Raw genomic sequence first — 16,528 nt, forward strand, 5'->3', positions numbered from 1 at the left:
GGTGAGTCTCCAGGTGGGTCGGTGGTGAGGTCGGTCTTCAGTCGGTGGTGAAGCGGTCCACGGCATCGCGGAAGTGCGGCCAGATCTCGGTGAACTCCGCCAGCGCGGCCCGCCCTTGGGCGGTGAGCACGTAGTAGCGGCGTGGTGGCCCGCTGGGGGATTCCTGCCAGGTGGTGTCCACCAGGCCGTCGCGCCGCAACCGGGCCAGCAGGGGGTAGATCGTCCCCTGGCTGGTGGTCATCACACTGACGGTGCCCAGCACTTCGAGCAGCTCCACGCCGTAGCGGGGGCCGTCTCGGAGCAGACCCAGGACGCAGTACTCCAGCACCCCTTTGCGGAGCTGGCTCTCGGCCCTCCCTGCGTCGCTCTTACTTGCCGCATCAGGTTCCATGCATTGCATAGTAGCTGGCGTTGCGATGTACGTCGACACATTCGGGCGCACAAGAGGGGCTCGCGGGTGGGCAGTTCGCGTACGCGACCGACAACCGGGCGCGCACCGCCGGGACTTGGCACGGACCGGTGCACCAAGAACCACCTCGCCGAGAGCGCCGCTCCCGCGCGACCGGTCCGGCGCCCCCAGGCCTCCGCGCCCGCCCCACGAGGACGACGGAATCGGGGCGCCCGAACCCATTGACCCACGGGCGTTCACGAACTTAGCCTCCATTCTCATATATAAACTCTGTCTACATGTACGGAGCGTGGGTCCATGGCGCAGGTCAGCGCGGAGGCCAGCGGAGTCGCCCGGCGGCTCCGCGACAGCATGAGCAGGGGCGTGCTGTCCTTCCCCCTCACCAGCTTCCGTGAGGACGGCAGCCTCGATCTGGAGTCGTGCCGCACCTATCTGACCGCGAAGCTGGCCACCGGACCGGGCGCGGTCTTCCCCGCCTGCGGAACAGGCGAGTTCAGCGCACTGAACGAGGACGAGTACCGCGCGGTCGTCACAGCCGCCGTCGACGTCTCCGGCGGGCGGACACCGGTCGTCGCCGGCATCGGATACGGCTGGGCGCAGGCCCTGCGCTTCGCCCGTATCGCGGAGGAGGCGGGCGCCGACGCCGCGCTGTTGATGCCTCACTACCTGGTCGAAGCCCCGCAGGACGGTCTGGTCGAGCAGGTGCGGCGGATCGCCGCCGGAACCCGGCTGCCGCTGATCGCGTACCAGCGCGGCCAGGTGTCCTTCACCGTCGGCAGTCTGCGCCGGATCGCCGAACTCCCCACCGTCATCGGGCTGAAGGACGGGCACAGCGACCTCGACCGGCTCCAGCGCCTCACCCTCGCCGCACCCGACGGCTTCCTCTTCTTCAACGGCGCGGCAACAGCGGAGATGCAGGCCCGCGCCTACGCCTCGGTCGGGGTTCCCGCCTACTCGTCAGCCGTCCACGCCTTCGCGCCCGAGATCGCGAACGCCTTCTTCGACGCCCTTCGCGACGGGGACGACGCCTCCGTGACCAAGCTCCTGAGCGACTTCTACGTGCCGCTGGTCGAACTCCGCGACCGCGTCCCGGGCTACGCCGTCTCGCTGGTCAAGGCCGCCGCCCGGCTGCGCGGCCTCCCCGTCGGCCCCGTACGCGCACCGCTCGTCGACCCGGGTCCGGACGATCTCGCGGATCTCGAGGCCGTACTGGACCGCGGCCTGGCCCTGGTCGGCGCCGCGCGGTGACCGACCCGCAGCACCCGATGCCCACGCCACCCGTACCCCACCCCGGTCCGCGGACCGTCACACACAGTTCGAAGGGGAACTGAACATGCCTCTCCTCGTAGTCGGGATCAGTGTTCTGATCCTGCTCTTCCTCATGACGAAGCTCCGGCTCAACGGCTTCGCCGCGCTCCTGCTGGTGGCGGTCGGGGTCGCACTCGTCCAGGGGATCCCGACGGCGAAGATCCCGGAGGTCCTCGCGGGCGGCATCGGCGACCAGATCGGCGACACGATGCTCACCATCGGGCTGGGTGCGATGGTCGGCCGCGTCATGGGGGACTCGGGCGCCGCACAGCGAATAGCCGACAAGCTCCTCGGAGCGTTCGGCCCGCGCTGGGTCCAGGTGGCCATGGTGGTGACGGCCATGCTCATCGGCGTCACCATGTTCTACGAAGTCGCCTTCGTGATCATCGTGCCGATCGCGTTCACGATCGTGCGGGTCACCGGGGCGAACCTGCTGTGGGTCGGGCTGCCGATGTCGATCGCCCTCTCCACCATGCACAGCTTCCTTCCGCCCCACCCCGGGCCGGTCGCCGTGGCCGCGACCTTCCACGCGTCCGTCGGGCTCACGCTCTTCTACGGGCTCTTCATCGCGGTTCCCGCCGGTGCGCTCATCGCCCTGCTCTGGCCCCGCCTTCCGTTCGTCAAGGCGATGAACCCGTCCATCCCCGAAGGCCTGGTCAGCGACCGCGTCTTCGAGAAGGAGGAGATGCCCGGCATGGGCTGGTCCCTGTCGGTGGCCCTCTTCCCCGTCGTGCTGATCGCGGGCGCCGCGGTCACCGACATGGCGGTGGCCGGTTCGGGCCCGCTGCTCAACTTCGTCCTGTTCATCGGTTCGGCGCCGATCGCGCTCCTGCTCACGCTGCTCCTGGCGATATGGGCCTTCGGGCCGCGGATCGGACGCAGCCTGTCGGAGGTCAGCGCCTCGTGTTCGTCCGCGGCCAGGGCGATGGCGATGATCCTGCTCGTGATCGGCGCCGGCGGTGCCTTCAAGCAGGTACTCGTCGACGGCGGCATCTCCGACTACATCAAGGACCTCACCCACGGCTGGCCGATCTCGCCGATCATCCTCGCCTGGCTCATCGCCGTCATCCTGCGCGTGGCTCTCGGGTCGGCTACGGTCGCCGTCGTCACGGCGTCGGGTGTCGTACTGCCGCTCCTCTCGGGCAGCGGGGTGCAGCCCGAGCTCATGGTTCTCGCCGTCTCCTGCGGTTCGATCGCTTTCTCCCACGTCAACGACCCGGGATTCTGGATGTTCAAGGAGTACTTCAACCTCTCGGTCATCGACGCGATCAAGGCACGCACGACCTATACGACCGTGCTCGCGGTCATCGGTCTGGGCGGCGTGCTGGCGCTCGAGGGGATCGTCGGCAGCGTCTGACCACCCGTCCATCCGCAACCGTCACGACGAACACGCCCGCACGCCTGGAGGCACCCGGTCATGAAGCAGCCGACCGTCACCGAATTCTCCGTCTACCCGGTCGCCGGCCACGACTGCATGGAGCTGAACCTCTCCGGCGCGCACGGCCCGTACTTCACCCGCAACGTCGTGGTCCTCAAGGATTCCGAAGGACGTACGGGACTGGGCGAGGTACCGGGCGGAGAGAAGATCACCCGGACCCTGCGGGACGCCGAGTCCCTCGTCGTGGGCGCGAAGGTCGGCGACCACAAGCGGGTGCTGCGCGAGATCGGGGACAGGTTCGCCGGGCGCGACGCGGGCGGACGAGGCGAGCAGACCTTCGACCTGCGTACCACCGTCCACGCGGTCACCGCCGTCGAGTCGGCACTCCTGGACCTGCTTGGCCAGCACCTCGAGGTTCCCGTCGCCGCCCTCCTCGGCGACGGGCAGCAGCGTGATTCCGTACGCGTCCTCGGCTACCTCTTCTATGTCGGCAACCCCGGCCGTACCGACCTGGAGTACGTCCGCGAGCCCGACTCGGCAGTGGACTGGTACCGCGTCCGGCACGAGGAGGCCCTGACACCCGAGGCGATCGTCCAGCAGGCCGAGGCCGCCTACGACCTGTACGGCTTCCGCGACTTCAAGCTCAAGGGCGGCGTGCTGGAAGGCTCCGAGGAGGTCAAGGCCGTACGGGCGCTCAAGGAACGCTTCCCCCGGGCCCGCATCACCCTCGACCCGAACGGCGCGTGGTCGCTGCGCGAGGCGACCGAGCTGTGCCGGCCGCTGGTGGGCACGCTCGCCTACGCCGAGGACCCGTGCGGCGCCGAGGACGGATTCTCGGGGCGGGAGATCCTGGCCGAGTTCCGGCGGGCCACCGGACTCCCCACGGCGACCAACATGATCGCCACCGACTGGCGGCAGTTGACCCACGCCCTGGCCCTGCATTCGGTCTCCATCCCGCTGGCCGACCCGCACTTCTGGACCATGCAGGGCTCGGTACGGGTGGCTCAGCTGTGCAACGCGATGGGCCTCACCTGGGGATGCCACTCCAACAACCACTTCGACATCTCCCTCGCCATGGTGACCCACTGCGGAGCGGCGGCCCCCGGCGAGTACAACGCCCTGGACACGCACTGGATCTGGCAGGAAGGACTGGAGCGGCTCACCACGGACCCGCCCCGCATCACCGGCGGCGAGATCGCCGTTCCGGAAGCGCCGGGACTCGGGATCGGCATCGACATGGACCGGCTCCTCGCGGCCCACGACCTCTACCAGGAGAAGGCACTGGGCTCGCGTGACGACGCCGCCGCGATGCAATACCTCATCCCCGGCTGGGAGTTCGACAGCAAACGCCCCTGCCTCGTGCGCTGACGGGCGGAGTGGCGGGGGGGATCACCGGGTCGCTTTCGCCGTCGGCGACCAGGACCGGCCACCTTCATCGTGGTCACCCGCTCGCCGGGTGCCGGCGGCGGTCGAGGCCGGCGGGAAGCTAAGCGGGACCCCCGGGACGCGAGCGGCACCGGCCAGGAAGGCGGACCGTATCTGTCCGCAAGGGGTGCCATGGTGTCGCCATGGACGCAGACGAACTCGACTGGAACCGGACACTCCGCTTCCAGTGGGAATTCCACTGGAAGCATCAGCTCCGAGCGCGGCTCGACGGGCTCACCGACGACGAGTACTTCTGGTCGCCGGTACCGGACGCCTGGAGCGTGCGGCCCCGCGGCACCTCGAAGGCACCCGTGGCCGTCGGTGCCGGGGAATTCACGATCGACTACGCCTTCCCCGAGCCGGTTCCCCCCGCCTTCACCACGATCGCCTGGCGGCTCGGTCACGTCATCGTCGGCGTGCTCGCCGCACGCAACGCTTCACACTTCGGTGCGCCGCCGGCGTCGTACGAGACTTGGGAGTACGCCGGAAGCGCGGCCGCGGCGCTCGACCAGCTCAAGGCCCAGCTCGACGTCTGGCTGAACGGGGTGCGCGGCCTCGGCGAGGCCGGGCTCCGGGTCCCGGTCGGCGCGAAGGAACCGTACCCCGAGCTGCCCATGGCCGATCTGGTGCTGCACATCCACCGCGAGCTGATCCACCACCTGTCCGAGGTGTGCCTGCTGCGCGACCTCTACCTGCACACGAACCCTTCTTCGAACGGAGCGGGCCGATGAGCCGTCACATCCAAGTCACCTTCGACGCCCAGGACCCGCGGGCACTGTCGTCCTTCTGGCGCGACGCGCTGGGCTACGTCCACCCCGCTCCGCCCGGGGTCGAACTGCCCGAGGGCGCCGACCCCTTGGCCGCGTGGGACGACTTCCTCGCGCGGGTCGGCGTACCGGAGGACCAGCGCAACACGAGGTCGGCCGTCGAGGATCCGGACGGGCACGGCCCACGGCTGTTCTTCCAGCAGGTGCCGGAGGACAAGGTCACCAAGAACCGCCTCCACCTCGACGTCCGTGCGGCTCCCGGTCTGGAGGGAGAGGAACGGATGGCGGCGCTGGAGGCCGAGTGCGACCGGCTCGTCGCGCTGGGAGCGACGCGGCTGCACCGCGACGAACCCGCTCCCCCGATGAGTGCCGGATTCATCGTGATGACCGACCCCGAGGGCAACGAGTTCTGCCTGGACTGACGCGGCTCGGACACCTCGTTCACCGGATCCCACGACGGCGGATCCCGCGTGACCGGACACCTCGGGAGCGAGAACTGCTCTGAATTGCACGCCTGTCGGGGCGTTCGCGGTGGACGGCGTGGCATGCGACCGTAACGGGCGGTGAACAGGGGTCGACGGTTGTGGGCAAGTCGACGCCGTGCCCCGCCTGACCTCGTAGGTTGAGCGCACATCGGTCAAACGTGCGAGGCATCCATGAAGTGGTTGAGCCCCGAGAACTTACTGGCAGTGCTCGGCGTCCTCGCGACGGTGGGCGTCCTGACGTACGAGCGGCTCATGCCGGGTCTCAAGCGCATCGGCTACCGCGTCCAGATGGACACACCGATCGGCGGTGGCGCGGACAACGGTCAACCGGACGTGCGGCTCGGCCTGTTCGGAGAAGCACCGGAGATGTCGGACGCGTCGCTGGTGCTGCTGCGCATCGAGAACGACGGACTGCGCGGCATTTCCGGCGACGACTACACCGCGCGCGAACTCGCCGGGCTCACCGTCGCGTTCACAGACCGGACGGTGACCGGGCTCGCGGTCACCGAACCGAGCCACAGCCACCTGTTGCAGCACTTCACCGGACACAGGGGGCTGCGCCACGAGGGCAATGTGATCTCCGTGCCCAAGGTTCCGCTGAACAAGGGCGAGCACTTCAAATTGCTGGTGCTCCTCACCGGTTCAGGAATCGGCGGCGCGGTGACCGTGAGCGGCGGAATCAAGGACGGTGCCGTCAAGCGCAACCGAACGCAACCAAGGCCCAGCAACCGGGTGTTGGGGCTCGTCACCTTTCTGGCCGTGCTTCTCGCCGTGGAGCCGCTCGTGCTCAGCGTGGACAAGGCCGCCCCCGTCGCGCTGGACTGCGCACGAGGAGAACTGACCGTCTCAGGCTCAACGGCGTTCGCCCCGGCGCTGACCGGTGCGAGCCGTGCCTACGCGAAGGAGTGTCCCGGCTCGAAGATCACCGTCGAGGCCACGGGAAGCGTGACCGGGATAAGAGCGCTGGACCTGGCCGGCAAAGCCTCCAAGAGCGGAACACCGGCGCATCTCACCCTCTCCGACGGCCCGAAGCCCGCCAGCTACAAGCAGCTGAAGGGAAACCGCGTCGCCGTCTCCGTCTTCGCGCTGGTGGTCAATCACAAGGCAGGCGTGCGCGACTTGTCGCTCCCCGAGGTACGGGACATCTACCGCGGTGCGATCCGGAACTGGAAGGACGTCGGCGGAAAGGACCTGCCGGTTCGGCTGGTGAGCCGCGGCGCGGACTCGGGAACCCGGGAGGTCTTCCAGCGGCGGGTCCTCCAAGGTGGCGAACCGGCGTACTCCTCACGCGACTGCGTGACACGGGACGATCCCCACGCACCTGTCCTCCGCTGCGAACTCGACAGCAACGAGGAGGTGTTGAAGACCGTCGAGGAGACGGCGGGCGCCATCGGCTACTCCGAACTGCGCGCCGCCTCCGGATCCCGCGACCTGCACATACTGAAGCTGAACGGCCGCAAGGCCCCTGCCGAAGCGACGACGCGCGGCGGCGTGGCCAAGGACCTGCTGTCGGGCGCGTACCCGTACCGCGAAATCGAGTACGCGTACACCTACGGACAGCCTGCCGCGGGGTCCCTCGCTGCGAGTTTCCTCGACTACCTGGTCACGGGCGCAGGTCGGCACGTCATCCGCAACCAGGGGCACCTCCCCTGCGCCTGGCCACCGAACGAGGAACTGTGCCGATCGCTGTGAACTCCGGTGGGCGCGGGGCGTCCTGGCCGCGAGAAGCTGTCGTCGGCCGCGGATCAGCGCCCGCGGTGCCTGATCTTCAACCGGCCGAACCCCATGGTTCCGGAGATCCGGATGTGCGGACCACCGGTGCTGCCGCGCCGCCCGGCCTTGTGGACCGGCTGCTTCCATGCCGCGCTCAGGCCGTTGTAGTCCACCGTCGCACCCTGCGGGAGGACGATCCGGGCCCGGCCGAACTGAAGCCGCAGTTCGATGTCGATCACCGGGTATTCGATGATCGCCCGGGACAGGTCAAGATGTACCTTGCCGTACGTGGACTCGATCTTGAATGTTCGGGGCACCCGCCACACGCCGCGCCGCTGGATCCGTCCACCCACGGCCTCGATCTCGACGGTCGGGCCCGTGTCCTTGTCGGGCAGCGAATCCAGGACCGGCACCAGATCGCCGTGCGTCTTGGCGGTGAGCGCTCCTTGGAGGCGCTCGTCCATCTCTTCCTGAGTGATGTACCCCTCGGCGAACGCCTCATGAAGACGCTCGATCGCTGTCTCACGATGGTCGTCGGAGATCCGCGCCGACATGTCTTGGGGCATGGAGGACGTCATCCATTTCTCATAGCAGCGACAGCAGCCGTACGGCACCACCCGCGACGATAGACGCAGCGGCTTGTCGGTGTCTGCGGTGCTCCGCCGCTGTCGATGTCGGAACGGGCGGCGGACGGCCCCCGGGGGCTCACACGGCCGAGGTGCGTCGCCACAGCTCGACAAGCGAGGCGTCTCCGGTCACATCCAGGTCTTCATAGCGCCCCCGGTTCCACAGGGTGCGGTACACCGTCGGGGACGGGCCGCTGATGGTGCAGTCGGCGGACACGCTGCCCGTATCGGCCAGTTGCTCCACCCACAGCGGCTCCGACGAGAGGTGGAGCAGCCATGCGCGTGGCTGTTGCCCCTTGTGTGGACGGTCGTCGGTCGTCTGCACGAGCAGGGAACGGGGTTGTTCCGTACGCACCCGGCTTCGGGCACGGACGTGGAACCCTGCCAGGAGTTCATCGATCCCGTCCTTGGCGAAGTGAGCGGTGAATTCCCTTGGTTGGACTCCCAGTGCTCTCTCCGCGTCCACCCGGTGTATCGCGGTTTCGTGGGCTTGGCGCCTGGCCCAGAAGGCCAGGGGCGTCGGTGCGGGAAGGAACGTCCAGCACTCCAGATCCGCGGGGCCCTCGGTGAGCCTGTTCAGCAGCTCCCGGTGGCCGTCGCGGAACCAGGCAGCGAGGGTGTCGACGTCGTCGGGAGCGCATATCTCGATTGGCCCGGGTTCCGTCCTCCCAGCGAGGTAACCGGCGGCCCAACGATGCACGCTGCCGGTGTGCGCGATCAGGTCGCGTACCCGCCACTCGGGACAGGTGGGCACCACGGTGTCCCATCCTGCGCGCGCCGAGCAGTCGATCAGCTCCTCGCCGTCCTGACGCAGCGCTTCGACGAAGCCGGCGATCTCCACGAGACTGCACCTTCCTCAGGCCCTCAACAGCGATCTCCCCCGCACAGGACAGTACGTGCTCGCGTGCAGCTCAACGCAAGGGGTGGGCGGGGCGCATTGAGTCCGGAAGACCGTCGGGGTCAGGTGAAGATCGACTTGTACGAGGCGCGTGCGACGATCCTTGCGGCTTCGGGCACCGAAACGGGCTGGAGCGCCTGTTGTTCCTGGGCGAACCAGATGTAGGCGCAGTGCTCGGCCATGGCGGCGAACCCGTCCGCGACCACGATCATCGGGATGCCGTCGACGTGTCGGATGCCGTGGTGGCGCTCGACGGAATGCACGAACCGCTCGACATGGTCACGGCGCATGCCCCACCAGATCTCCATGAACCGGCGTGACACGTGCGCGGCTTCGATGAAGGCGCGCATGAACTCGCGATGGCGGTAGTAGTGCGCGAAGTAGCCTTCGTGTGCTTCGCACATCGCCCCGTACGGATCGTCGGCGAAGCTGTGCTCGTGGACGCGGCTGGCGTCCAGAAACTCCTGATGGAGATCGCCGATCGCCGCAGCGAAGAGATCATCACTGTTGGCGAAGTACCGATAGAGCGCCCCGGTGGAACTGTGTGCTCGTTCCACGACGTCCGCGATGCGCATCGCCGTGTAGCCGTGGCTCCCGGAGACGGTCCGTGCTGCGGCGATCAAGCGGTCGCGCGTCTCTCGACCCTTGCGAGTCGGGGGGATCTTCGACACGGCGACAGCGTAACTCAAAAAAGAATCCCGCGTCGCTTATTGACATCGAGGAAGCGCTGACCTGCAGAGACGTGACCCCCACTCTCAGGCTGGCGGCACCCGCTCCGACCCCGCCCCGGCCGCGCACCACAACCCGGCGCGAAAACAAAAAAGCGACGTCGCACTCTTGTTTTCCTTCGGATGCCCCCTCTAGGGTCCCAGAACAAGAAGAAGACGTCACGTTCGCTTTTTCGGCTACGGGTCCCTCACGATCGAAGGAGAGGTCATGGAGTTGCCGGGCGCGCTCGGGGACGACGAGGCTGAAGCGGATGGACCCGGTGCCGACGCCGGATCGTTGCCTTCCGTGGTGGAGCTTGTCGCCGCCTTCCGGGCCGGAGTTCGCTCGCCGGTGGAGCTGGTCGACGCGCTCGAGCGGCGTAGTGCGGCTGTGGAGCCGACGATCAATGCGCTGACAACCGCCTGCTGGGAGGAAGCGCGAGAGCGGGCGCTCGTGTCGGAGCAGCGCTATGAGCAGGGCACCGCTGCCGAGCTGGAGGGGGTGCCCTTCGCCGTCAAGGACCTGCTCGACACCGCCGGCGTGCGCACCACTTACGGTTCGGCACTCTTCGACGACCACGTTCCCGATCACGATGCCGCAGCCGTGGCGCTGGTTCGCGCAGCCGGCGGCATCATGATCGGTAAGACGGCAACCCATGAGTTCGGCTGGGGCATCACCACCGCCGGAGAGCGCTTCGGCCCCACCCGCAATCCATGGTCGCCGGAGCGGGTCCCCGGGGGCTCCAGCGGCGGGTCCGGCGCAGCGTTGGCGGCGGGCCTGGTCCCGCTCGCCCTGGGCTCGGACACCGGTGGATCCATCCGCATGCCGGCGGCGTTCTGCGGCCTCGTCGGCTTCAAGCCCACGTTCGACGTCGTCCCCACGGTCGGCACCCGCGCGTTGGCACCCTCACTCGACCACGTCGGACCGATGGCGCGCACACCGGCTGATGCGGCAGCGCTGTTCTCCGTCCTCTCCACCCGAGGAGAAGTCGACGCCGACCTGCCCGCCCGAGTGCGCAACGCCGAGGCGGGCCCTGCCGGGGTGACACGAGGCCTGCGCATCGGCGTGCCGGCCAACCGGACCGAGGTCGGCCTCGACCCCGACCAGCAGGCCGCGTTCGACCATGCACTGGATACCTTCGCCGACCTCGGCGCACGCATCTCACACGTCCCCTCCCCCGACCCCGAAGAGACCTACGCCTGCTACGCGACGATCCTGCTCGCCGAAGCACTCGCCGAGCAGCGCCGTACCGGGCTGCTACCCGCACGCCGGGACGAATACGGAAGCGACGTACAGCGACGCATTGCCCTGGCCGAAGAGCTGGACGCCGAAGCAATCGAGGAGGCCTCGTCCCGTCGCACAGAGATCGTTGCCGCTCTCGACGACGCCTTGGACCGGTGTGATGTCCTCCTCAGCCCGGTCTCCGCAGGCCCTCCAGCACTTTGCGCCGAGAACGGGACGGTGGTGCACCAAGGCACGTCGCTGCCTTTCCGGCGACTGGTCATGCCGAACGTGGTCCCCCAGAACCTCGCCGGTCTACCGGCTTGTGTGGTGCGCGCCGGTTTCGACGACACGGGGCTCCCCATCGGCCTTCAGATCACGGCCGGACGCGGCGCCGACGCGACCGCGCTCATCGCGGCGGCCGCCTTCTTCGGCGCCACACCGGCCGTCCAACGGCACTGGCCGCAGGTCGCATCACCCGGCCGCTGACCCGCACACGGACAAGGACAAGGACAAGGAAGGATCGCAATGACGAACCCGCCTATGGAGTCCAAGGCGCTTGTGGAGGCCCTGGCCGAAGTGGACCCGGATGCTCCCACAGCGTGCTCGGAGTGGACGGCGCACGAACTCGTCGCCCACATGGCCGCCGGCGCAAAAGAGATCGCCGACCTCATCGAGGAGACCCTCGCGGGCGATCCCGCCCGAGCGACCCAGTCCTTCAGCGAGCGAGAAGCGGCCTTCATCGCGCTCGACGACGGGCAACTGCGCAAGGCCCTCTTCGACGAGAGCCGCCGGAAGATCGCTGCCACTGCGGCATTGGCGGCCGAAGGCCCGGACGCGACATTCGAGTTCACAGGGCGTCCCTTTACCGCAGCGACGGTGGAGCGGCACTCTCGCAGTGAGGCGGCCATTCACCGGTGGGATCTCGTCGGAGACGATCAGCTGGGTCTCGATCTGCTGGCTCAGCCCGAATTCACCCGGCACGCCGTGGACATGCTCAACACCTTGCCCATGCTCGCCGAAGCTCCGGCTGCGCGCCTCGGCCAGGCAGGCGTGACTGCTCTGCGCCTCGTACTGCGCAGCCCGGGCCGGCCCGACGTCGTCCTCGTTGCCGCCCCTGGCAGCGATCCGCACTTCGAACTTCGCGACGGCGACGACCCGGCCGACGGTGACGCCGTCATCACCAGCGACGCTGCGCACCGTCTCTTGAGTATCTGGGGGCGGCGTGCCGCCAACTGCCCGGTCACGATCGAAGCCGACCCCGGCATGTGGAGCACGGTGCATTCAGTGCTGTGGCCACTCGCCGTCTCCTGGCCGTCCCGAACCGAGCCGGCCGACCGGTAACGCGCCAGCGAAATCCCCTGAGCAGCGCCGCCGTTGGGCAGCAGCCGCGATCGCTGAGGGACCCCGTGAAGGCCTGTCCGGCTGATCGGCACTTCCAGTCATGCCAAGCCGAAGCCGACGGAGACACCCGCCCCGTGCACGCGGCGGAGTCCTTGACCTGTCGCCGCCGTCCGGTTGGGGCTCGTCGATCCAAGCGGCGAGCCCGGCCGCAGCGCGGCATGCCGCTACCCTTCCCGTAGCGCAACTCCTCAGATCGGGGAGCATTGAGAGATGAGCGATGTGCCCACCCCGGCTGAAGACCCTCCCGTTCCTGGCAGAACCGTTCGCGGATCGCAGACCGGACGGCCGATCATGGCCGCCTTCGACCTGCTGGGCAGGCGCTGGGCTCTTCGGATCCTGTGGGAACTGCGCGACGGGCCTGTGGGCTTCCGGGCCCTGCAGGAACAGTGCGGCGACGTATCGCCGACCGTCCTGAACACTCGCCTCCGCGAACTGCGCTCGGCCGGCCTGGTGGAACACACCGACAACAGGGCTCAGCGACTGACACCCCTCGGCGAAGACCTCCGAGAGGCGCTCGTCCCACTGCAGGCCTGGTCGGAACGATGGGCTCAGAGCAGATCCAACTCCGCGACCTGAGCGACGAGATGCTCGTGAACCTCGACGGCAGCTCAGAGCGGCACAACGGTCTGAGAGTCAGCCCGACGAAGGGCCGGCCGGAGGGAACCGCGCAGCCCACGGCTCAAGAGGCAGGAGTACGGAGGTGAGCAGTACACCCCCATGCACCGCGATCCGTCGTCGACGAGCCAGCCGCGCAGCCAACTTGGGCTGCACCAGGACCAACGCGCCGGCGAGCACGATCAATGCCGGGACGACAGCCGCGAAGGCTTCGGCGGGAAGCACCAGGAGCAGTACTCCGCCCGTGACACCACCCAGGACCGAAGCAGTTCCGAGTCTGATCAACCGGCCCCGCTGGCCGGCGAGTTCGCGCCGATAGCCGTACGCGCCGGAGAACGCCCCCGAAACCAGGCCAAGGTGCAGGCGACATTCGCCGTGACCGGCGCATGACCATCACCTGAGACTCGACACTCACCATCGGCTGTCCGCGCTGCGAGGAAGTGACGTCACGACCTTGGGAGCTCGTGAGCTCGGTCTTCAGTTGAGGGGTGCGGGGACGTTGAACGAGATCCAGACGTCGGGCGGCACTTGTGGTTTGCCCGGTACCGGTCGACGTTCCTCGGACCACGTGTCACCGGCTGTGTCCGTGGCAACACGGCGCCAGAAGTGGACTGCTGCCGTGTTGCTGTCCTGGAATGCGACTTCCCAAGGGCCTGGGTGCTTGGACACGACTACTCGCATGGCGCTCAGTCCGATTCCTGATCTCCGAGCCCCCCGCACGACGAAAAAGGTGTTCAGCACGCGTGTGGGCCCGGTCAGGCTGCGGACGAATGCGAGTCCTACGGGGTTCTCTCCGCTGATCAGTAAGTACGGTGCCCAGTCGTTGTCCGAGAGGGCTGTCTGGAGTCGGTCGCTGCGGAAGGTTCCGTCGGGGGCCGGCAGCGCGCCCCGGAACTCTGACATGTCGTGACGGAACATCAGCCACAGTCGCTCAATCACGGGCTTCTCGGCTTCGCTCGCCAGCTCCACGGATACGTCAAGCATCGCGGTCGCCCCTCGGTAGGCAGGCACGGTTCGCCGTAAGCCTTGCCGAGGGACGGGCCGCTTGTGGTCAATTCACGGTCGTCGCTGGTGATATGTAGCAGATGGCGTCGGTCTGCTGTCCCTCTCCGTAGGTGTGCTTGCTGACGCCGATCCTTTCCCGGCCGAGGACTTCGTAGAGACGCATGGCCGCGGTGTCCTTGGTCATCACGTCGAGCACAAGGCGAAGGCCGTGATCGTCGGCGTACTCCATTGCTGCCTCTGTGAGTCGCCTGCCAAGAACCATTCGCCTGACTTCCGGGGTCACGAAGAGGCGTGCGAGAACGGCGACTTCACTCTCAGTGGCACCGCTCTGGTCGAGCCAGAGAGACACGGCATCCTCAAGCGTTCGGACGGCTGAGGGCCACATGACCGACTACAGCACCGTCAAGATCCTCCTGGTTCTCGGCTTCCGCCGTGGTGAGGTTCTGGGGCTGTCATGGCAGGACGTGGGCCTGGAAGCGGGAGGGATCACCGTGGGTCGTCAGCTCCAGCGAATCAGCCGGCGCCTGGTGCACGACGAGACGAAGACAGAGGCATATACAGCGACGCCGCCGCTCCCCCAGATCCGCGTCACCCCGCTCCAGCTCCGGCGGAAGACGCGGCAGGCAGCCCGAAGGGCAGCGGGCGAGCTGTGGACCGATCTTCCGCACTCCCGCTTTGGCCGACCGGGCGTCGAACGAGCGATTGAATGGTTCAATCGGCCAGGCTGCGCGACACCCGCCACACATGCGGCTCGTTGCTCGCCGCGCTCGACGTACACCCGCCCGTTGCCATGCGGATCCTTCGCCACAGCAAGATCGCGATCACGATGGAGGTGGACACGCACGTCCCGTCCCACGCGACACGGAAGGCACTGAGGAAGCTCGGGAAGCGCCTCGGCGGACCATCCCGCGATCAAGGACAGTCACCGTAGTTGCTGTACTTCGCTGCTGTACGGCACGACAAAGCCCCCGCTGGATCTTCCTTGCGGGGGCTTTGACCTGCGGTGGACCTGAGGGGATTTGAACCCCTGACCCTCTCGTTGCGAACGAGATGCGCTACCGGACTGCGCCACAGGCCCTTGCGACGGATGAAACTTTAGCATCCCGGCCGCGCCGGGCGTTAATCGGTTCCGGCGCTGGTCACCCCACATCCCGGCACTCTCACCAGGCCGAGAGCCCCCGTGCCCGGGCCGGTAGGGGCCGGTGCCGGTCACCGGGGGTCACTCGTTGGCTGCGCGCGGGCGGCCCTCTTCCTCGTACTGGTCGAAGAGCGGTGTCTGGCGCCGTCCACGTCCGCGACGTGCCCCGCTGCCGTGCTCCTCGTCCTGCTCCTGCCCGGACCCGGAAGATGTCTCCGAGGGCTCGCTGCTCGCGCTGCTGGAGCGCGCGGAGCTCCACGTGCCGGGGGCCTCCAGGTCCACGCCCCGCGTGCTGCGCGGGGCGACCGGCGCGCTGACGTACGTCGGGAGCGGCACCGGCACAGGGTCCCAGCCCTCGGTGGGCTCGCGGCCGCCGTCGCGCTGCTGGTCGACCCACTCCGCGTGGTCCGTCTGCTCCACGAGCGCGCGCCGGTCCGCCGCCGCGGGCTCTTCCTCGTGGGCGGTCGCGCCGGGCTCGGCCGCCGGAGCCTTCTCGGAGGGGCCGGGGTGAGCCTCCATGGGGATGCCCGCGCCGGCCTTCGCCTCGTCCGCGGACTTCCGGCGCCTCACCTTCGCCGCGGCCTTCGCCCGGCGCTTGTCCATGACGGCGGCGAAGCGGCGACGTTCCTGTACACGCAGATGGACGATGTACGTGCTCAGCAGCAGCCCGGGCGCCGCCGGGGCCCACAGGAAGGCGAGCCCGCCGACGGCAGCGACGATCGTGCCCGCGGTGAAGGCGAGGAAGAGAACCATCGTGGTGCGCCGGCGCCGGGCGAGCACCTTGGCACGCTTGCTCTTCTGCCGGGCCTTGTCGCGTTCCGCCTTGCCACGTTCGGCGCCCTCCCGCTCGGAGGACTTGTGGCCGTTCTCGCTCCGGCCGCCGTCGGCGCTCGCACCGTCGGCGGCTGCGACCTCGGCGCCGGAGGCGCCCAGCACCTCGGTGGGGACACTCGTGAGGCCTTGGCCCACCATGGTCTTGGGGTCGGCGTAGGCACGTACGTCGACCGGCTCGTCGGCGTCGGCGGAATCGTCCGCGCCGTCCGCGTTATCGAGTGCAGAGCCGGGGGCCGAGAGATCGCCGTGTTCCTCCGGGACTTCACCGTCGCGGCGCTCGTTCTCCCTCGCGTAGCGCCTTTCCATTGCCGCCTTGCCTGACAGCAGACGGATGGCGGTGCTGAAGCGTTCCGTCGGACGGGATTCGTTCAGCTCGTCCTGCCTGCGGAGCCACATCGGCACCAAGTAGGCAGCCCAGGCCCCGACGATGACTGCGTAGATGAGGCCACTGCTGTTCACCCTCACACGGTAGAGGGGTTGAGCCGCACCCATCTGCCAAATACGGCGGTGTGTCGCACGATCCGGCTGATCTCTCCATGTTTTTCACCGCCGTTGAGCGCGGAACTCCGCGTGCTCAATTCCCCGGCGCGCACG

17 protein-coding genes and 1 tRNA gene are annotated in these 16,528 nt (G+C 68.3%); 9 read left to right on the forward strand and 9 right to left on the reverse strand.

All coding sequences use genetic code 11. The annotated features are described in order from the left end of the window. Window positions 1-37: 37 nt before the first annotated feature. Window positions 38-391, reverse strand: a complete 354-nt coding sequence (locus tag I004_RS0121095; RefSeq protein ID WP_028437133.1) for a PadR family transcriptional regulator — start codon at window positions 389-391, stop codon at window positions 38-40. Between the two features lie 315 nt (window positions 392-706). Here I004_RS0121095 and I004_RS0121100 point away from each other — a divergent pair, with 315 nt between their 5' ends. From I004_RS0121100 to I004_RS0121125, 6 genes are all read left to right on the forward strand, one after another. Further along, window positions 707-1,657: a 5-dehydro-4-deoxyglucarate dehydratase gene (locus I004_RS0121100; RefSeq protein WP_028437134.1), complete on the forward strand. Its 951-nt coding sequence runs from the start codon at window positions 707-709 to the stop codon at window positions 1,655-1,657. Window positions 1,658-1,736: 79 nt separating this feature from the next. Further along, the gene (locus tag I004_RS0121105) at window positions 1,737-3,074 is read left to right on the forward strand and encodes a gluconate:H+ symporter (protein ID WP_486580161.1); all 1,338 of its coding nucleotides are present in this window, start codon (window positions 1,737-1,739) and stop codon (window positions 3,072-3,074) included. Between the two features lie 60 nt (window positions 3,075-3,134). Continuing rightward, window positions 3,135-4,463, forward strand: coding sequence for an enolase C-terminal domain-like protein (locus tag I004_RS0121110; protein ID WP_028437136.1), 1,329 nt, complete (start codon window positions 3,135-3,137; stop codon window positions 4,461-4,463). Between the two features lie 200 nt (window positions 4,464-4,663). Then, window positions 4,664-5,251 (forward strand): DinB family protein, encoded by a 588-nt coding sequence (locus I004_RS0121115; protein ID WP_028437137.1) that lies wholly within the window; start codon window positions 4,664-4,666, stop codon window positions 5,249-5,251. Beyond that, window positions 5,248-5,709, forward strand: a complete 462-nt coding sequence (locus tag I004_RS0121120; RefSeq protein ID WP_028437138.1) for a VOC family protein — start codon at window positions 5,248-5,250, stop codon at window positions 5,707-5,709. The genes I004_RS0121115 and I004_RS0121120 overlap by 4 nt, the downstream gene beginning before the upstream one ends. A gap of 234 nt (window positions 5,710-5,943) precedes the next feature. Beyond that, a complete protein-coding gene (locus tag I004_RS0121125; RefSeq protein ID WP_028437139.1) occupies window positions 5,944-7,464 on the forward strand; it encodes a substrate-binding domain-containing protein in 1,521 nt (506 codons plus the stop codon). Between the two features lie 53 nt (window positions 7,465-7,517). Here the strand turns inward: I004_RS0121125 and I004_RS0121130 are convergent, their stop codons facing one another. The 3 genes from I004_RS0121130 to I004_RS35200 form a co-directional block, all read right to left on the reverse strand. After that, window positions 7,518-8,051, reverse strand: coding sequence for a DUF1707 SHOCT-like domain-containing protein (locus I004_RS0121130; RefSeq protein WP_486580155.1), 534 nt, complete (start codon window positions 8,049-8,051; stop codon window positions 7,518-7,520). Window positions 8,052-8,190: 139 nt separating this feature from the next. Continuing rightward, a complete protein-coding gene (locus I004_RS0121135; RefSeq protein ID WP_028437141.1) occupies window positions 8,191-8,952 on the reverse strand; it encodes a maleylpyruvate isomerase family mycothiol-dependent enzyme in 762 nt (253 codons plus the stop codon). 119 nt (window positions 8,953-9,071) lie between these two features. Continuing rightward, window positions 9,072-9,680 carry a TetR/AcrR family transcriptional regulator gene (locus tag I004_RS35200; protein ID WP_158677063.1) on the reverse strand — a complete coding sequence of 203 codons (609 nt, stop codon included), beginning with the start codon at window positions 9,678-9,680 and terminating at the stop codon, window positions 9,072-9,074. Window positions 9,681-9,945: 265 nt separating this feature from the next. On the opposite strand from I004_RS35200, the gene I004_RS35205 reads away from it, so the two are divergent. The 3 genes from I004_RS35205 (at window position 9,946) to I004_RS35210 (ending at window position 12,918) form a co-directional block, all read left to right on the forward strand. Further along, window positions 9,946-11,427 (forward strand): amidase, encoded by a 1,482-nt coding sequence (locus I004_RS35205; RefSeq protein WP_051345274.1) that lies wholly within the window; start codon window positions 9,946-9,948, stop codon window positions 11,425-11,427. Window positions 11,428-11,466: 39 nt separating this feature from the next. Continuing rightward, window positions 11,467-12,282: a maleylpyruvate isomerase N-terminal domain-containing protein gene (locus tag I004_RS0121150; protein ID WP_078511542.1), complete on the forward strand. Its 816-nt coding sequence runs from the start codon at window positions 11,467-11,469 to the stop codon at window positions 12,280-12,282. Between the two features lie 351 nt (window positions 12,283-12,633). Continuing rightward, window positions 12,634-12,918, forward strand: a complete 285-nt coding sequence (locus I004_RS35210) for a winged helix-turn-helix transcriptional regulator (protein ID WP_037977126.1) — start codon at window positions 12,634-12,636, stop codon at window positions 12,916-12,918. A gap of 57 nt (window positions 12,919-12,975) precedes the next feature. Here the strand turns inward: I004_RS35210 and I004_RS40420 are convergent, their stop codons facing one another. From I004_RS40420 to sepX, 5 genes are all read right to left on the reverse strand, one after another. Further along, window positions 12,976-13,320 carry a TSUP family transporter gene (locus I004_RS40420; RefSeq protein ID WP_486580162.1) on the reverse strand — a complete coding sequence of 115 codons (345 nt, stop codon included), beginning with the start codon at window positions 13,318-13,320 and terminating at the stop codon, window positions 12,976-12,978. A gap of 114 nt (window positions 13,321-13,434) precedes the next feature. Further along, window positions 13,435-13,941, reverse strand: a complete 507-nt coding sequence (locus I004_RS0121165; protein ID WP_028437145.1) for a GNAT family N-acetyltransferase — start codon at window positions 13,939-13,941, stop codon at window positions 13,435-13,437. 67 nt (window positions 13,942-14,008) lie between these two features. After that, on the reverse strand, window positions 14,009-14,347 hold the full coding sequence (locus I004_RS38335) for a GNAT family N-acetyltransferase (RefSeq protein WP_486580156.1): 339 nt from the start codon (window positions 14,345-14,347) through the stop codon (window positions 14,009-14,011). Window positions 14,348-14,966: 619 nt separating this feature from the next. Continuing rightward, window positions 14,967-15,040, reverse strand: a tRNA-Ala gene (locus I004_RS0121180). 141 nt (window positions 15,041-15,181) lie between these two features. Continuing rightward, a complete protein-coding gene (gene sepX / locus I004_RS0121185) occupies window positions 15,182-16,393 on the reverse strand; it encodes a divisome protein SepX/GlpR (RefSeq protein ID WP_028437148.1) in 1,212 nt (403 codons plus the stop codon). Window positions 16,394-16,528 lie beyond the last annotated feature (135 nt).

This window comes from Streptomyces sp. TAA486, from assembly GCF_000426165.1.

Bases quoted from the DNA above. Each gene is read 5' to 3' on its own strand.
- I004_RS0121095 (WP_028437133.1), bottom strand. From the start codon at position 391: ATGGAACCTGATGCGGCAAGTAAGAGCGACGCAGGGAGGGCCGAGAGC.
- I004_RS0121100 (WP_028437134.1), top strand. From the start codon at position 707: ATGGCGCAGGTCAGCGCGGAGGCCAGCGGAGTCGCCCGGCGGCTCCGC.
- I004_RS0121110 (WP_028437136.1), top strand. From the start codon at position 3,135: ATGAAGCAGCCGACCGTCACCGAATTCTCCGTCTACCCGGTCGCCGGC.
- I004_RS0121115 (WP_028437137.1), top strand. From the start codon at position 4,664: ATGGACGCAGACGAACTCGACTGGAACCGGACACTCCGCTTCCAGTGG.
- I004_RS0121120 (WP_028437138.1), top strand. From the start codon at position 5,248: ATGAGCCGTCACATCCAAGTCACCTTCGACGCCCAGGACCCGCGGGCA.
- I004_RS0121125 (WP_028437139.1), top strand. From the start codon at position 5,944: ATGAAGTGGTTGAGCCCCGAGAACTTACTGGCAGTGCTCGGCGTCCTC.
- I004_RS0121130 (WP_486580155.1), bottom strand. From the start codon at position 8,051: ATGCCCCAAGACATGTCGGCGCGGATCTCCGACGACCATCGTGAGACA.
- I004_RS35205 (WP_051345274.1), top strand. From the start codon at position 9,946: ATGGAGTTGCCGGGCGCGCTCGGGGACGACGAGGCTGAAGCGGATGGA.
- I004_RS0121150 (WP_078511542.1), top strand. From the start codon at position 11,467: ATGACGAACCCGCCTATGGAGTCCAAGGCGCTTGTGGAGGCCCTGGCC.
- I004_RS35210 (WP_037977126.1), top strand. From the start codon at position 12,634: ATGGCCGCCTTCGACCTGCTGGGCAGGCGCTGGGCTCTTCGGATCCTG.
- I004_RS0121165 (WP_028437145.1), bottom strand. From the start codon at position 13,941: ATGCTTGACGTATCCGTGGAGCTGGCGAGCGAAGCCGAGAAGCCCGTG.
- I004_RS38335 (WP_486580156.1), bottom strand. From the start codon at position 14,347: ATGTGGCCCTCAGCCGTCCGAACGCTTGAGGATGCCGTGTCTCTCTGG.